Source organism: Clostridium estertheticum, from assembly GCF_011065935.2.
Taxonomy (GTDB): Bacteria; Bacillota; Clostridia; order Clostridiales; family Clostridiaceae; genus Clostridium_AD; species Clostridium_AD estertheticum_A.
The window spans coordinates 925,686-941,402 of sequence record NZ_JAAMNH020000001.1 but is presented as its reverse complement, the minus strand read 5'-3'; the positions used below and the strand labels follow the sequence as shown (position 1 = coordinate 941,402).

General features: G+C 31.2%; 14 protein-coding genes and 1 riboswitch. Of the genes, 7 read left to right on the top strand and 7 right to left on the bottom strand.

Going from position 1 to position 15,717, the window contains the following annotated elements; all coding sequences use genetic code 11:
* Positions 1-160 precede the first annotated feature (160 nt).
* From G9F72_RS04355 to G9F72_RS04345, 3 genes are all read left to right on the top strand, one after another.
* Positions 161-1,291 carry a sensor histidine kinase gene (locus tag G9F72_RS04355; RefSeq protein ID WP_164959317.1) on the top strand — a complete coding sequence of 377 codons (1,131 nt, stop codon included), beginning with the start codon at positions 161-163 and terminating at the stop codon, positions 1,289-1,291.
* The gene (locus G9F72_RS04350) at positions 1,288-1,974 is read left to right on the top strand and encodes a response regulator transcription factor (RefSeq protein WP_164959316.1); all 687 of its coding nucleotides are present in this window, start codon (positions 1,288-1,290) and stop codon (positions 1,972-1,974) included. The genes G9F72_RS04355 and G9F72_RS04350 overlap by 4 nt, the downstream gene beginning before the upstream one ends.
* 533 nt (positions 1,975-2,507) lie before the next feature.
* The gene (locus G9F72_RS04345; protein WP_164959315.1) at positions 2,508-3,581 is read left to right on the top strand and encodes a C40 family peptidase; all 1,074 of its coding nucleotides are present in this window, start codon (positions 2,508-2,510) and stop codon (positions 3,579-3,581) included.
* Between the two features lie 556 nt (positions 3,582-4,137).
* On the opposite strand, the gene G9F72_RS04340 is transcribed toward G9F72_RS04345, so the two are convergent.
* Positions 4,138-4,383, bottom strand: a complete 246-nt coding sequence (locus G9F72_RS04340; protein WP_164959314.1) for a hypothetical protein — start codon at positions 4,381-4,383, stop codon at positions 4,138-4,140.
* 47 nt (positions 4,384-4,430) lie between these two features.
* On the opposite strand from G9F72_RS04340, the gene G9F72_RS04335 reads away from it, so the two are divergent.
* Together G9F72_RS04335 and G9F72_RS04330 are read left to right on the top strand one after the other, a co-directional pair.
* Positions 4,431-4,829 (top strand): hypothetical protein, encoded by a 399-nt coding sequence (locus G9F72_RS04335; protein ID WP_224675954.1) that lies wholly within the window; start codon positions 4,431-4,433, stop codon positions 4,827-4,829.
* 28 nt (positions 4,830-4,857) lie between these two features.
* Positions 4,858-5,349: a hypothetical protein gene (locus G9F72_RS04330; protein ID WP_164959313.1), complete on the top strand. Its 492-nt coding sequence runs from the start codon at positions 4,858-4,860 to the stop codon at positions 5,347-5,349.
* A 305-nt stretch (positions 5,350-5,654) separates the two neighbouring features.
* Here the strand turns inward: G9F72_RS04330 and G9F72_RS04325 are convergent, their stop codons facing one another.
* From G9F72_RS04325 to G9F72_RS04305, 5 genes are all read right to left on the bottom strand, one after another.
* Positions 5,655-6,395, bottom strand: coding sequence for an amino acid ABC transporter ATP-binding protein (locus G9F72_RS04325; RefSeq protein ID WP_164959312.1), 741 nt, complete (start codon positions 6,393-6,395; stop codon positions 5,655-5,657).
* A gap of 70 nt (positions 6,396-6,465) precedes the next feature.
* Positions 6,466-7,194 carry an amino acid ABC transporter permease gene (locus G9F72_RS04320; RefSeq protein ID WP_164959311.1) on the bottom strand — a complete coding sequence of 243 codons (729 nt, stop codon included), beginning with the start codon at positions 7,192-7,194 and terminating at the stop codon, positions 6,466-6,468.
* Positions 7,195-7,223: 29 nt separating this feature from the next.
* Positions 7,224-8,066 (bottom strand): transporter substrate-binding domain-containing protein, encoded by an 843-nt coding sequence (locus tag G9F72_RS04315; RefSeq protein ID WP_164959310.1) that lies wholly within the window; start codon positions 8,064-8,066, stop codon positions 7,224-7,226.
* 175 nt (positions 8,067-8,241) lie between these two features.
* Positions 8,242-8,422, bottom strand: a riboswitch (Lysine riboswitch).
* 160 nt (positions 8,423-8,582) lie between these two features.
* A complete protein-coding gene (locus G9F72_RS04310; RefSeq protein WP_164959309.1) occupies positions 8,583-9,917 on the bottom strand; it encodes a glycosyltransferase in 1,335 nt (444 codons plus the stop codon).
* Between the two features lie 30 nt (positions 9,918-9,947).
* A complete protein-coding gene (locus G9F72_RS04305; RefSeq protein ID WP_164959308.1) occupies positions 9,948-11,438 on the bottom strand; it encodes an O-antigen ligase family protein in 1,491 nt (496 codons plus the stop codon).
* Between the two features lie 1,080 nt (positions 11,439-12,518).
* Between G9F72_RS04305 and G9F72_RS04300 the strand changes: the two genes are divergently transcribed.
* The gene (locus G9F72_RS04300; protein ID WP_164959307.1) at positions 12,519-13,322 is read left to right on the top strand and encodes an MBL fold metallo-hydrolase; all 804 of its coding nucleotides are present in this window, start codon (positions 12,519-12,521) and stop codon (positions 13,320-13,322) included.
* 203 nt (positions 13,323-13,525) lie between these two features.
* Here the strand turns inward: G9F72_RS04300 and G9F72_RS04295 are convergent, their stop codons facing one another.
* On the bottom strand, positions 13,526-14,020 hold the full coding sequence (locus G9F72_RS04295; protein WP_164959306.1) for a LiaI-LiaF-like domain-containing protein: 495 nt from the start codon (positions 14,018-14,020) through the stop codon (positions 13,526-13,528).
* 296 nt (positions 14,021-14,316) lie between these two features.
* Here G9F72_RS04295 and G9F72_RS04290 point away from each other — a divergent pair, with 296 nt between their 5' ends.
* A complete protein-coding gene (locus tag G9F72_RS04290) occupies positions 14,317-15,591 on the top strand; it encodes a serpin family protein (protein WP_164959305.1) in 1,275 nt (424 codons plus the stop codon).
* Positions 15,592-15,717 lie beyond the last annotated feature (126 nt).

The following is a 15,717-nucleotide window of genomic DNA, read 5'->3' as shown; positions in this document are numbered from 1 at the left end:
ATTTACACCCATATTTTCTTTTGAAATATTAAAAAACCTTCAAAATAATATAGTCAGTAGATTACTAATATGATATTTGCACATCTTTGATTAGTTATTATATTTTGATGAATAAACCGTGTTATAATAATACTAAAATAGTCATATAAAGGAGAAAGGCATGGATGATCGTAGTAATAGAATCAGCAGCTGGCGTAAAAGACATCAGCATAATCATGAAAATTTTCATAAAGAATTTAAACTTGTCCATAGATATATTAGATTTTTTCGCCCTGTAGCTATTATATTAAATTTAGCCATAGTTTATTTGCTTTTTACCTGGATAGGTGCAAAGAGCATAGGTATATTTTTTATAGGAATTTTTATAATTAAGGATATAGTTCAAATTTATATGTTATCTAGAATTGAAAAGAAAATACTGAGGCCTATTGAAAAATTAAAAGTAGGGGTGGCTCAGATTTCAAGTGGAAATTATGAAGTAAGGATTGAAGATAATATTCCAAATGAGATTGGAGCACTGATAGATGATTTTAACTCCATGGCTCAAAAACTTGAAGATAGTGAAAGAACTAAAATTCAGTATGAAGAAAACAGAAAAGATTTAATCGTTAATATATCACATGATTTGAAAACACCTATTACTTCAATAACTGGATATGTAGAAGCTATTCTTGAAGGAGCAGTGGATTCACCAGATAAAATAAATAAATATTTGCAGACAATTCATAGTAATATATCCTATATTAATAATTTAATTGATGATTTATTTTTATTTTCAAAGCTTGATATGCAAAGGATAGACTTTCATTTTGAAAAGGTCAAAATAAAGTCTTATATGAGTGATGTTATGGGCGAATTTAAATTTACCTTAGGAGAAAGTGGAGTTGCATGTGATTACATCGATAGGGTTCCAGAAGGAATTAAAGTTAATATGGATGGAAAAAGAATTTATCAGGTTATTAGAAATATAATTGATAATGCGGTAAAATATGGCCCTGAAGTGGGATTAAATATTGTAACTGAGATTTTTACGGAAGAAGAGTTTGTTAAGATAAATATAAAGGACAATGGCCCTGGAATTGAAGAAGAAAAGATTAATAATATTTTTGATAGGTTCTATAGAATTGATGTAGAAAGAACGAAGGATTTGGCAAGTACAGGTTTAGGCCTGGCTATTGCGAAAGAGTTAGTCGAGGCACATGGAGGCAATATTTTTGTTTCAAGTGTTATAAATGAAGGAAGTTGTTTCACTGTTATACTTCCTATTGTAAATGAGGAGAATATATTATGAAACAAATATTAATAATAGAAGATGATATAAATATTGCAGAACTCGAAAAAGATTATTTACAATTAAACGGGTACACGGTTGAAATTGCTCAAGATGGAGAGGTTGGTTTTAAAAAAGCACTCCTCGGGATTTATGATTTAATAATAGTAGATTTAATGCTTCCTAAAAAAAACGGCTTTGAAATAGTAAGAGAGCTAAGAGGTAAATTTGAAATTCCCATAATTATTGTTTCAGCTAAAAACGAAGATATAGACAAAATAAGAGGTCTAGGTTTGGGCGCAGATGATTATATAACTAAGCCTTTTAGTCCATCTGAATTAACGGCAAGGATAAAATCACACATTATGAGATATGAGCGCCTTGCTGGAGTGAAAATTCCCGCTGATATTATAAGTCACAAAGGTTTAGAGATTCATACGGATTCCCATAAAGTCTTTGTAAATGGTAAGCAAGTGCAGTTAACAACTACAGAGTATGAGGTTCTTGTTTTTCTAGCATCTAATCCCAATTTAGTTTTCACAAAAGATCAACTTTTTAACTCCATTTGGGGAGAAGAAGATTTTGGTGACACAGCAACGGTAGCTGTCCATATACAAAAAATAAGAAAGAAGATCGAAAAGAATCCAAGTAACCCAGACTATATTGAAACAATCTGGGGAACAGGGTATAGATTTAATAGTTAGATTGAAAGATAAAGTAGGTAGTATTTCCTTAATCTTTTAACGACTCTTGGTTTCCTTTTGCTGCATTTGTTACATCAATTTCGATTCTTCATACTGTAAAAATTTCTAAGTTGATCTTGTCTTTTCTGCTCGGAAGCTCTTTTATCTTCTTGTTAGCGTTGTCTGTGGCTTCTTTCTCCATACTGTAATAATTTCTAGGCTTTTTATATTAAATTACTTCAAGTAAGGTATTTTTACTCCCTGTTATTCTTATATGTTTTACTATTATGCTCTAATATTTTGATTAACTCAAAATAAACAATTAGATAGATAAATTGTGAGCCAAGTATTACCTGAACTTGAACTTGAATAACGGAAAGGCTGTAGTAGATGAAAAGCACTTGTATCAGCATCTATCCACGTTAGATATCGTTTCACTAAATTTCCATCATGTAATATATCCCAATATAGATATTCTTCACAAAAACTTCATAAAGTTTTGATACATTTAATATGTAAGTTATAAATTCTAAACAAATGAAGGAGATATACGGATGAAGAATTCCCTAAGAAGTATCGCAATTGTAATAATTTTAATTATTACTTTAAATGGAACTGCCTTAGCGGCTCCAACGAATGAGAATCTAAAACTACAGAAAGATTCACTAATTACACTTCAAGAACAAAGAGAAGAAATCGAAATGAAAATAGAAGAATTCGATAACCAAATTCAAGAAGCCATGGCTAAAACAGAAGAGAATAAAATCAAAATATCTGAAACCGAAAAGGCAATAGAAAAAGGTTCAGCGGAGGTTAAACAGGTTGAAAAAGAGGCTCAAAAGCAGCAAGAATTATTTAATAGTAGGATGAGAGTTATGTACATAAGTGGATTTGATAGTTATACCAGTATAATTCTTGATTCAGAGAATTTTGGAGACTTTATATCAAGAGTAGAAAACATAAAAACCGTTATAGAGTTTGATACGAAAGTAGCGGATGAGTTTGAAGCCACAAAAAAAGAATTAGATGAAAAGCAGCAAACTTTAAATAAGACAAAAGATGTATTACTAAGTTTAAATGCAGAAAATAAGCAAAAGTTGGACAAGCTGATTGTCACTAAAGAATCACAAGCTAAGTTGTTGAGGTCGCTAAATAGTAAGGAAGGCCTTCTTGGAGGACGTACTTCTCAACTATCAGTAAATAAGAGCATAACAAAAATAAATGAAATAAGAAAATCAGCATCTGAAACTACACCTTCAAGAGGTTCAGCTACTATATCAGATAATGCTATTATAGCCTACGCTTCTAACTTTCTTGGCACACCATATTTATGGGGTGGTACAACACCTTCTGGCTTTGATTGCTCGGGATTTACGCAATACGTATACGCTCATTTTGGAATATCAATAGGAAGAGCAACCTTTAATCAGATAAATGATGGTGTACAAGTATCTAAAGAGAACCTTCAAGCTGGAGATTTGGTGTTCTTTGGAACCTCTGCAAATCCTCATCACGTCGGTATTTACATTGGGGATAATAATTATATACATGCTCCACATACAGGAGATGTGATTAAAGTATCACCTATGTCAAGAACAGATTTTATAACAGGTAGACGAGTAAAGTAAAAAGTACCTATTGTTAGTATCATAATTTTAAAGTTTGTTTAATTCACTTTATTAACCTCTTAAGGCACATTCAGATAGCAAACATAAGTTGTTCATTTTATTCCCAACTTATGTAAGTTACCCGCTAGGAGACAACGGGAAATTACCTTCTTACTAAGGGAAGTGTTTATTCTAAAAAGTAGTATCTTAATTATTTAAGATACTACTTTTTTTTATTTAGGCACCAGTTTATTTACTTCTTCTTCTTCTTCTTCTTTTTCTCTTATTTAAATTAATTGTTCTGATTATAACCGATATTCCTATTAAAAATAAAATAAAGATTCCAGCAGCCATGAGATATATATGAGTATGCTATTTTTTACTAAAGTTGCTTTGGGAAGCTTTGAATAAAGCTTGTAAGTTTTGACTTTCACTTTTTCAGTTAATTTCAAAGTTCCAATGCTCTCGTTCCCTTTAAGACTAGAAAGGTCAATATTTGTTAAGTTTATATTTTCCTTCAAATTCTATTGCTGCTTTTCCATATATTGTTGGTAAATTAGTAGTGCCATCGCTTCATTTATTCTCTATTTATAACAGGTATTAGCAAATCCTCAAATACATTTGAAACTACAAATTTACCAGTTTCAATAAAATAATTCTCCACTTTCTCAATGCCTTGGCCTAAAACAAAAGCAGAAACTGTTTTGTCTTTTTCTATGTTAAAAAAAATCCATCTTTTATAGAAGATGCATATTGTATATAAGGTGCCTAGCATCTTTAAAATATAGGAGACGAATCTCCAACTTTTAAATAACAAAAACATATAAGGCATCATATACTGTATAGTAAATACTTTAAGGAGTTAGTTTAATGTATATTGATGAGGATACTATTAGATTTTATAATTCAATGTATAACTATAAATTAGAAACTCAAGCTCTTCCTTTAGGGTGTCCATACAGGCAGATGGATCCTCCTACACTCTTCGCACAAGGGCCTCAGGGTGGACCGCCTTCTTCACCTCCAAACTTTACACCATCTCAGCCTCAATCACAACAATTTGGCGCTACCCCTCTAGCTATAGACCAAGGTGCAATTAGACCTTGCCTCCATAGATTTGTATATATATGGCCAAGAAGAGGAAGAGGTTTCTGGGCATGGCTTACATTTGTGGGACCTAGATCTATATCAGGTTTCCGTTGGACTGGAAATAGTTGGATATTATTCGGAATGGATCTGAGAGATATTAGAAGTTTTGAATGTTTTTAAAAAAATAATGAATGAATAGGGGAATAAAATGAAAAAATTTCTACCTTTCCATGGTATGATTACCATGATTAATGATTTTCTGATAGATTCAAGTGGAGAAAGTACAGGATGTTATAAATTAATGTCTGTAGAAAATGGACATGGAGCTTTAGTTAATTTCGTGGTGGCACCAGATACTTACTTTGTAGATCATGTAATGGTGGCACTCGGAAATATGGTAACGGGTTTTTATGATGCAAATGCAGCTGTTCCTCTCATTTTCCCGCCACAATTTAGAGCAATTGTTATGGCAAGAGATACACAATATCAAAACGTGAAAGTAGACTATTTTAACAGTCAGTTGGTGAGTAGCGATAATAATTTAAGATTAAACATTGCCCCACGTACTCAGATAGTACTGGAAAATGGGCAAGCATTTAGCAATAACCCCGCAAACCGAAATCTAATTGTTATCTATGGTGCTACCACAAAGAGTATACCAGCTCAGACCACACCATATAAAATTATTGTTATGTGTTAGATGTTTTTTCACCATTTTCATAAGTTTAATTTAGTCTGTTTTTTTGAATTTCTAATGTCGTTTAAAAAATCCACTTTGGCTCTCATAACAATGTCAACATAGATTGTTCGTTTCACTTCCATTCTTTGTTGCTAAAAGATTGGTGATGGAGCGGACAATTTCTTATAGGTTTAACAAATGGTTTCCCATTCAATTGTAAATCTTCACCTCGTGTTAAAAAAAATAGTACACCCAAATCAATGAGTGTACTGAGCCGGCTGAGACGACCCCATAGAAGGTAATGTTATCATCCTTCACAAATTATATTACATCTGCTTTAATGTGCGCTTTAAGAACTCCTTGGTACGTTCCTCTGTTGGATTATTGAAAATTTGCTCTGGACTTCCTTCTTCTGCTATGACCCCTTTGTCCATAAATACTACACGGTCAGATACTTCTTTTGCAAATGCCATTTCATGAGTTACTATTAACATAGTAAGACCAGTTTCAGCAAGTTCCTTCATAACTTTAAGAACTTCTCCTACCATCTCAGGATCCAGGGCTGATGTTGGTTCATCAAACAACATAACATCCGGTTCCATAGAAAGTGCTCTTGCAATAGCCACACGTTGTTTTTGGCCACCTGATAATTGTTTTGGTTTTGCGTTAACATATTGCTCCATTCCAACAACTTTCAAATATTTCATAGCTACTTTTTCTGCTTCCTCTTTGGAACGGTTTAACACTTTCATTTGCCCAACCACGCAGTTGCTTAAAACATTATGATTATTAAATAAGTTGAATTGTTGAAACACCATACCAAGCTTTGTACGGTACGCGTAGATATCATGTTTATCATCTAAAATATTTTCTCCTTTATAGATGATTTCACCACCACTTGGTTTTTCTAAAAGGTTAACGCACCGAAGAAGAGTTGATTTGCCAGATCCTGAAGAACCTATGACGCAGACTACTTCTCCTTTATTTACTGAAAAATCAATGTCTTTTAACACTTCATGAGTTCCAAAGGATTTGCTTAAATGCTGTATATTAATTACTTTTTCCATATTTTCTACTCCTTCGCCTAATATTTATTCCCGTCACTATTTTTGCTCTACGACACATATCTTGGGGAGTTTATACCTGCATTTGATTAGCATTCATAATGTAATCGTCTGGGCCATCCAATTTTTTTTCAATATAGCGCAAAATTCTTGTTACTGTGAAGGTCATTATAAAATACAAAATACATGCAACAAAAAATGTTTCAAAATATCTGAAATTATTTCCTGAAATTGATTTTGCTTGGAAATATAATTCTGTTACCGAAATTACATTAAGTACTGATGTATCCTTTATATTGATTACAAATTCATTACCCGTTGCCGGCAAGATATTACGAATTACTTGCGGTATTACTACATTAATCATAGTTTGAATATGATTCATACCTATAGCATGAGCTGCTTCAAATTGTCCTTTATCGATAGAAACAATACCACCACGGATAATTTCTGACATGTAAGCCCCTGTATTAATTGAAACGATAAAGATTGCTGCATATAACCTATTCATATTTATACCAAACGCTAAAGCAGATCCGTAATAAATTACCATTGCTTGTACAATCATAGGCGTTCCACGGAATATCTCTATATAAACAAAAAGAATAGCATTAACAGTTTTAAGCATGACTCTTTTTATTCCTCGTTCAGGCATTGGAATAGTACGTATAACCCCTATTATTAAACCGATTATGGAACCTATAATAGTACCAACCATGGAAATTAAGAGTGTCATACCTGCTCCACGTAGGAACATTGGCCAGTCATTTGAAATTATTTTTACTATCCATTCAAAACTCATCTTTCTCCTCCTTATATCATAAATAAATACTATTTAGCTGATGGTTGGTTCTTTATTGCAGTATCCATAATGTTTTTACGATCCGCCTGCGAGATACCAGCTAATGTTTTATTGATTTTCGCAGTTAAATCACTACCTTTTGCAACACCTACAGCAATTGACGTATCCGCATCTGTTGTAGTAAATCCACTTTTAAATTCTACCATTTTAAAGTTATTATTTGCAGATTGAGAACTAACGCCTTCAGGACGTTCCGATACGTACCCGTCAATCATTCCTGATTCAAGCGCAACTCTCATGGCAGGAAAGTTGTCCATAGCTGGTTCCTTGTTTACGCCTTGAATTTGATCTATTACTGAATAGTGGAATGTATTTAATTGGGCAGTTATTTTTGCTCCCTTAAAATCCACAATAGAAGTAGCTGCATCATATTTCCCACCCTTTTTAACAACCATAACTAAATCTGATTTATAGTAGTTGTTCGAGAAATCAATCACCTCTTTACGTTTTGCTGTGGGTGACATACCTGCAATAATTGCATCGACTTTGCCTGAAGCTAATGCTGGTACAAGACCATCCCATTCAGTTTTAGTAATAACCAATTCTTTCCCTAAATCTTTAGCAATCTTTTTAGCGATTTCTACATCATATCCGCCCGCATATTCTGAGCCGCCTTCAATTTTAACAGCACCATTAGAAGCGTCCATTTGAGTCCAATTAAATGGCGCATATCCAGCTTCAAGACCTACTTTAAATGTTCCACCCGCCTCTGCTTTTTTCGCCTCTTTTGAACTACTGCTTGACCCACATCCTGTTAAAAGCATAACTACTGATAGAGATACTGCTATTAATAATGATAATTTCTTTTTCATGAATACTTCTCTCCTTCTTTTGTGCTGAATTTATATAATATGTTTAAATTAAAAATGCCACCCTACATGTAGGTGGCACTATTTAATCCTCTTAGGAATTTTCCCAAACAAAAAAAGACCTGAGATAAACTCAGGTCTCAACATGCATAGTTGTCCCTAAACCTCTTCTTTTCCCAAATGAGATAGCGCAACTCAATAAACTGGGAAGTTTATTGAGACAGTCCTGCAGCTCTTAACTGCAGACCCAGCAAATAATATTGAGATTATATTTGCTTCGGCGACCTTTCCTTCTCCTTAGTATCAATGCTTCTCAAACTCCACTAAAGACTGTTAAATGTCGCGCCTCTACCCCACATATAAAAGTGAGGTCTTATTAAATTATATTATTTAGTGTATAACAATATATTGAATTTGTCAACCTACTTTACCTTTTCAAGTTGTAACCATACAATAAAAACATTTTTTTCTTCTATTGAAATCTCATGACCTACTGGGTATGAATTAAAACTTAATAACTCACTCAAACAAATTTACTAATTGTTTTGTCAAATTTCTTCTTTCAAATTCTGCACATTTTGTTGCAGCGTTAGTATTAGTATCCTCATTATTTTTCCACTTTTCATAATTACTTTTTATAAAATTATAAATACCTTCCACATCTCCATGCTCATATGAATAACCAATTTCTTTATCTATTATTAAGTTTGAAGCTACACCATTTGAAGGCATAATTCCTAGAATAGGCCTTTGGGAGCCTATATAGTCAAAAATTTTACCGCTAAACATACTTTTACTTTCATCTTCATCTGGAAATATTATTAGATTAACATCTGCACCCTTCATGTGTGAAATACACTGAGAGTGAGGTAAATAATCAATTCTTTGAAAATTTTCACTAATTTTAGAAGATTGAATTAGTTTTACGTATTCATCTAATATAAATCCAATAAACTTTACCACTATGTTACTTTTATATTCTTCATTTTCATTAAACAATCGCTCTATTGCTTTTAATAATGTTTCTGGCGTTTGTCCTTTTGCCACAATACCACTGTAACATATAGTAAACTTGTCTTCTTTAACAACTTCCACTTTTTTAAAGTCATTAACATCAAACCCATTAGTAATAGTTACAAATTTGCCTTTATATTGAGGGTATCTTTTTTTATAATTTTCACTTATAGGTTCTGTAACCATAATTATTTTATCAGCATACTTTATAACTTCTGCCTCAAGTTTTCCCTCTTTTTTCTTTCTTTTTTCTGAATGGCCCTCAGTCATTGGTGAATTTCCTATCCATGGATCTCTAAAGTCAGCTACCCATGGAAGATTTGTTTTTTTCTTTGCTTTTAGCGCAATCAAATGTACAGTATAAGGATATGAAGATGAAAAAATATAATGAATATCTTCTTTCTTTAAAATATTATAAACATCCTTTACTGCATGTTTATACCATCTTATTTTGCTATCAGGTACAAAAAAATTTAATTCAATGAATTTAAATACTCTTTCCTTGAGTCCTTGAGAATTCTGCTTAGAAGTACTTGCATTATTACTATTTTGGGTATCATCATTAGATGTAGGTTTAGGTTTTCTCATAGCGCATAATTTTTCAATTATATTTCTAATCCATAAGGTTTCTCCAGAATTTGATCTATATACCACAACACTTTGCGGAACCTCCTTAAGTAGTGTTTCATCATATGCAAAATTATGGCCTTTCTTTACAGTTTCTACTATAGGATTATATCCAAATTCCGGCATATATCTAACAAATTTTAAAGTTCTCTGAACTCCACTCCCACCCATAGGAGGGAAAAAATACAGTATTGACAACACATTTTTACTCAATTTAACACCTCTATTAATCTTTTAGTTATTTTAAATAGGTTGATCTTTCATTATTATTAATAAGATAGTAAGTAAACTAATTAATATAAAAGCTGGAACCACACTTATAGGATGCCTTGATGTTATAAATGCCTGACCTGTAACATTACCATATGCCATAAGTGAAGACATTCCTATAAATGTAGGAAGTATGAACCTCTTGCTATATTCTTCCTTTTTATTATATCCATATATTACAGATTTAAATACGGTAATCCACCATGAAAAGAAAAATACAAGTGCAAAAGGAACTCCAAATTCAGTAGCTACATTTAAAAATATATTATGAGCATCAATATATGTTTTTTTTAGTTCCGGTGCATATTCTGGAAAATAATACTTGAAATTAGCTGGACCTACTCCAATATAAGTATGATCTTCTATCATTCTAAATGCTGCTGACCAAATAGGACTTCTATTACGAGCTTGCTCACCTAATTGATAAAAGAATCCTTTATCACTTGCTTTGGCTCCTTGAACTTTAGGAACTCCAACATTTACAATGGATTCAGTTATTTCTACCATTTCACCTCTTTGCAATACACTAAAAGTGATAAACCCTAGTATTAATATGGATACTATTAAATATTTTTTGTAATTTTTATGATCAATAATAATAATAGTTACAAAGGTTATAATTAATGCGCCCAATATACCTCTTGATCTTTGAGTGCATAGATTAATAATCTCAATCAATAACAGTAATTTATATATAGAATTATACCTGCCCGAAACTTCTTTATTAATAGCATATAATAGTATAAATGGGAGTACCATTAGAGTATATCCAAGCATAAAATTACTGCCTAAGACTCCATACAGGTGAATATTTTCCCCACTTAATATTAGACTATATAAAGCTATAAAAGTATCTGGTATTCCTGATATTGTAACACCTATACATAAAAATAAAATAATTTTTTTATAAAAATCAAGTTCCTTTATATCTAAACATATTAATATTAAACTATAAAGGAGCATAAATATAAGTCCAATAAATGTTAATCTGAATGCTTCAAATTTATACATACTTAGCGTCGATGAAATTATGGCAATAGCACATAGTACAATATATACCATGGTAACAATACCATATTTGCTTTTTATATTAATCTTTTTAAAGTTTAGTTTTTCTTTTCTTATGCCAATCACTAAAAATATAAAATATACAAAATACATTGTAACACCAATGATATTTAAGTCTAACCTATTTAATAGGTATAGCAACATCGGTAGTATTGGGAGTGAACTATTATATATGAGTACCGCTGTTTTTGAATCCTTTAGCATTAAGACTAATGAACTAATTATAAATAATGTTGTAAAAAAACTAGCTGCAAATATAAAAAGGTTGGTTTTACCTATAATAATATAAATACTTGTTTGACAAACTAAATATACTAGTAAAATCAATATTTTGTATTTTGATAAATACTGGTAATAATCTTTTGACTCGCTCTTAATATCCTTTAGTAAGCTCATTTCTCATCTCCTGGTATTCCTTTGAATCACTAAGCAATTAATATATGGACTGATATTCTCTATCAATGTTATTATATTTCCTCTGAACCCTCATCTTCTATTTTAAATATTTTATTCTCTTATCTTTTAATCTATCCATTTAGAATTTAAATAGTCACACAATTAAGAATATTTTTCCAGTGATTGAAAATTTGTTTCCAAAATCTCTTAAACAAAATCGTATTTTCCATAAATAATAAATATATACAATAACTTGTATAGTGTAAACATTGAAAAACCTATTCATATATTAATCTATAATACTATATTTTATGGAGGAAATAGCTATGTATATAAATAAATATAAGATTAGTGAAGGGTTACCCAATTTCAGTTATGGTTATCGATGAGGTTGCAGTCCAAAGGTCAGTGAACCTTCAGAAAAAGGACCTTTATATTGGAAACCACCTAGTTTTATTCCTAGTATATATAAAGCAAAAGCTCTTGGTTGCACAAAAACACCTGGTACAAATATTCTTAGCCAATCAACAATAGACCACTGCATGAAAAAATATATGTATATTTGGTTGAATAACGGTTCAGAATTCTGGTCAGTACCTATATTAGTAATGAATAATTATATCCATGTATGGATTTGGAACAAAGTTAAATGGACGTATTATATAATGATTTTAGATAATATTGATAGCTTTATATGCTACTGACCTACTTAAGTTCGTTACAAAAGTCAAGTTTTTAAATTTTATTGGTAATGCTATGATTGAGGGCGCATTTATTTGAAAATATCATAAATACAAGCTGTAAACATTTCACTTGCATGATTTATATGATTTTCAAAAGATAACATCTTGCATTTACAAAGATAAGTTGTCCATTTAATTCCTGATTTACGTAAATTCCCCGAAGTGTTAGGAGGTTACTAGAAACGAATTCGCTTCACTTAAAAAATCCCCAGGGGACGTGAACAAATTTCATTAGCTATTGAAAAAGATGTTTTTTCCTGTAATAATAAGCACAAGTGATATTATAATAATAGATTAGGTCAGAAAGTCAACCTAATATAGAGGGGAATGCATATATATGGAATTAGTTAATATTTTAGGTACTGGAAATGCTATGGTTACAAAATGTTATAACACATGTTTTACGATTTCAAACGGTAAAGAACATTTATTGGTGGATACTGGTGGTGGAAATACTATACTTTCAAATCTAGAAAAATTAGATATAGGTATCAATGGAATCCATCATGTATTTATATCTCATAGACATAACGATCATATTTCTGGTATTGTTTGGATTATTAGGGCTGTGGCTCAGCAAATTATTAACGGAAATTATGAAGGTAATCTTATAATTTATTGTCATAAGGATAATATTGAGACAATAAATACATTAACCAACATACTCTTAGATGAAAAATTTACAAAGTGCATTGGAACTAGAATACTATTTAAAGAGATTCATAATAACTGTACGTTTACTATATTAGATTGGAATGTAAAGTTTTTTGATATTAAAAGCACTAAACAACTTCAGTTTGGCTTTACCACAATTCTTAAAAACGGAAGAAAATTAGCTTTTTTAGGAGACGAGCCTTATACGGAAGCTTTATTTGAATATGCTAATAATGTAGATTACCTCTTTCATGAAGCCTTTTGTTTGTATTCAGAAAAGGATATCTTTAAACCTTATGAAAAACATCATTCTACAGTAAGGGACGCATGTGAAACCGCATCTAAATTAAATGTAAAAACCCTAGTTATGTTTCATACTGAAGATAAAAATATATTAAGCAGAAAAAAACTATATATTGATGAAGGCAAGGAATTTTTTTCAGGGAATATTATTGTTCCTGATGATTTAGACATTATTCAACTGTAGATTTATGAAATTAGCAAACAATAACTGGAGGCCATTCAATAATTAAAATGCCACATTATGAATTAGAAGATATAGAAATGGTCGCTAATGAAACCGAATTAAGTGTTGAAGAAGGTTAAAAGACAAACAGCCTGCTCATTATGTGAACAGGCTGTTTGTCTTTATTGATATATCTACTTAAAAAAACAAAAAATTCTCTATTTTTATTTTCTAAAATTTTTACTTACCATATAAACTCCAAGAGCGATTAAGATAATAGGTATTAATAAACTTGTATTTACCCAATAGAAAACATTACCAACTAACATAGTGGCAAATGCTATTACCGATATAGTAGTTAAAATAAATACTGGAACAAGTAGTCCACGCTTTCTTCCACCAAACAAATATAGCTGAAATAATCCTATAGCAACAGCTAATAGGTATACAGGCCAGGTATATTCCGCAAAATGCCAGTTAGTAAAGGTTTCAAAGAAAAATAATATTCCTATTGTTGTAAGAATTCCTCCTGGTACTAGTAATCCCGGGTCTTTTCTTCTTGAAAAATAACCTTCTTCAAAGCTAAGCCCAGGAATAAGAACAAAAACAGGCCACAATTGGCTAATTGTAAATAAATGAATGTTAAAAATATTATTTAGAATTGCCCCTACTCCTATAAAAATTAAAATTATTCCCCAAAAAAAATTTTTGCCCCTCATATGATTCCCCCTAATATTTTGATTTTATTTTTTTTAATAAATGATAATTGTCTCACCCTTATTTTACCACAAACATATAATCATGATATAGTACATCTTATATATTAAATTATTTAGAATGTTATTTCCTTTAGATTTTTTTTGTTTTTAAACATCACATCTATTTGATTTAAATTTAAATGTATGGTTAATTTTAAATATTAAAAATTGATTGTTTAGTATAATTAAATACGGACAAAACAGTATTTAATTACGTATAAGCTTATAAATAGATACAATATTAAGGAGTGAATTTCATGAAAAAAATACTTTCTTTTGCTGTATGCATTGTAGTAATAGCAAATCTTGTAGCTTGCAGTAGCAATGCCAAAGCTCCTGCTGTAAAAACCCCTATCTATCCTAAAAATATTTCATTTGATGACTATGATAGTCGCAGTGCAGTCTGGGAGAAAAATTCATTAGATGAAAGCTATAAAAAGGCACTAAATAAATTTTCCTTTAGCTCTGCTTCAAAAATTCTAAGTGGCCAGTCTAAAAATATTAGCTACTCACCTACAAGTCTTTATATGACATTATCACTTGCAAGCATAGGAGCAAATGGCGCAACACAAGATGAAATATTTTCTGCTCTTGGCGCAAGTGGAAAAGGAATAAATTATTTGTCCGAACAAAACAGCAAGCTTTTCAGACTTATGTATTCTGATAATAAGATATCAAAGCTTAAAATTGCAAATTCATTATGGCTTGAAAAAAACAATAGCTTTAAAAATGCTTTTATAGACAATGCGGTTCGAAACTTTTATGCATTTATCTACAATGTTGATTTTTCTGATGATAACTCAGCGAAGCTTATGAGTAAATGGGTATCTGAAAATACAAACGGTATACTGTCACCAAAGATGAGTATTGATAAAAACCAAATCATGTCTATTATCAACACCATATATTTTAAGGACGAATGGGTTGACCTCTTCGATGAAAATAATACAAAGCCTGATACCTTTTATTTATCAGATGGTAGTGAGATAAAAGGTGATTTTATGAACAGAACATATGCAGTTCATGGATATGTAAAGGGAGATGGTTTCACAAGTGCCTCTCTTGGTCTAAAGAATTCCAGCAGCATGATGTTTATTCTTCCAGATAAAGGTATGAGTGTTGATGATCTGCTTTCTACACCGGAAAAAACAGCCTTGCTTTTCAATGAGCAGGCGAATAAAAGTGGGAAGGTAATATTTCAAATACCTAAGTTCTCATTTGGCAACAGTCTTGATCTAAATGACACGCTTAAGACTATGGGTATAAAATCAGCATTTCAGCCTGAGGCTGATTTTTCAGGTATTACTGAAGGTGCAGCCTTTATCTCAAAAATTAAACAGCAAACACACATCGCTATTGATGAAAAAGGAGTGGAAGCTACTGCATTTACGAAAATTGATTATACTGGGTCTGCAGCACCAAATGAAAATATAGCAGAAATGATTTTAGACAGACCATTTGTTTTTGTAATTAAATCTGCTAATGACATGATACTCTTTATTGGTGTAGTTAATAATCCTTTGGATAAATAGCCAAATATAGGGATTTTGTTGATAATATGAACATTTTTTAAGGGGAGCCGAAACTGCTTCCCTTAGTTCACATTTTTAAGATATATAATTAAATAACTACTATGGATTATGCTTAATATAACAATT

Excerpts from the sequence above, each read along its gene's own strand:
- G9F72_RS04355 (WP_164959317.1), top strand. The coding sequence starts at position 161 with ATGGATGATCGTAGTAATAGAATCAGCAGCTGGCGTAAAAGACATCAG.
- G9F72_RS04350 (WP_164959316.1), top strand. The coding sequence starts at position 1,288 with ATGAAACAAATATTAATAATAGAAGATGATATAAATATTGCAGAACTC.
- G9F72_RS04345 (WP_164959315.1), top strand. The coding sequence starts at position 2,508 with ATGAAGAATTCCCTAAGAAGTATCGCAATTGTAATAATTTTAATTATT.
- G9F72_RS04340 (WP_164959314.1), bottom strand. The coding sequence starts at position 4,383 with ATGTTTTTGTTATTTAAAAGTTGGAGATTCGTCTCCTATATTTTAAAG.
- G9F72_RS04335 (WP_224675954.1), top strand. The coding sequence starts at position 4,431 with ATGTATATTGATGAGGATACTATTAGATTTTATAATTCAATGTATAAC.
- G9F72_RS04330 (WP_164959313.1), top strand. The coding sequence starts at position 4,858 with ATGAAAAAATTTCTACCTTTCCATGGTATGATTACCATGATTAATGAT.
- G9F72_RS04325 (WP_164959312.1), bottom strand. The coding sequence starts at position 6,395 with ATGGAAAAAGTAATTAATATACAGCATTTAAGCAAATCCTTTGGAACT.
- G9F72_RS04320 (WP_164959311.1), bottom strand. The coding sequence starts at position 7,194 with ATGAGTTTTGAATGGATAGTAAAAATAATTTCAAATGACTGGCCAATG.
- G9F72_RS04315 (WP_164959310.1), bottom strand. The coding sequence starts at position 8,066 with ATGAAAAAGAAATTATCATTATTAATAGCAGTATCTCTATCAGTAGTT.
- G9F72_RS04305 (WP_164959308.1), bottom strand. The coding sequence starts at position 11,438 with ATGAGCTTACTAAAGGATATTAAGAGCGAGTCAAAAGATTATTACCAG.
- G9F72_RS04300 (WP_164959307.1), top strand. The coding sequence starts at position 12,519 with ATGGAATTAGTTAATATTTTAGGTACTGGAAATGCTATGGTTACAAAA.
- G9F72_RS04295 (WP_164959306.1), bottom strand. The coding sequence starts at position 14,020 with ATGAGGGGCAAAAATTTTTTTTGGGGAATAATTTTAATTTTTATAGGA.
- G9F72_RS04290 (WP_164959305.1), top strand. The coding sequence starts at position 14,317 with ATGAAAAAAATACTTTCTTTTGCTGTATGCATTGTAGTAATAGCAAAT.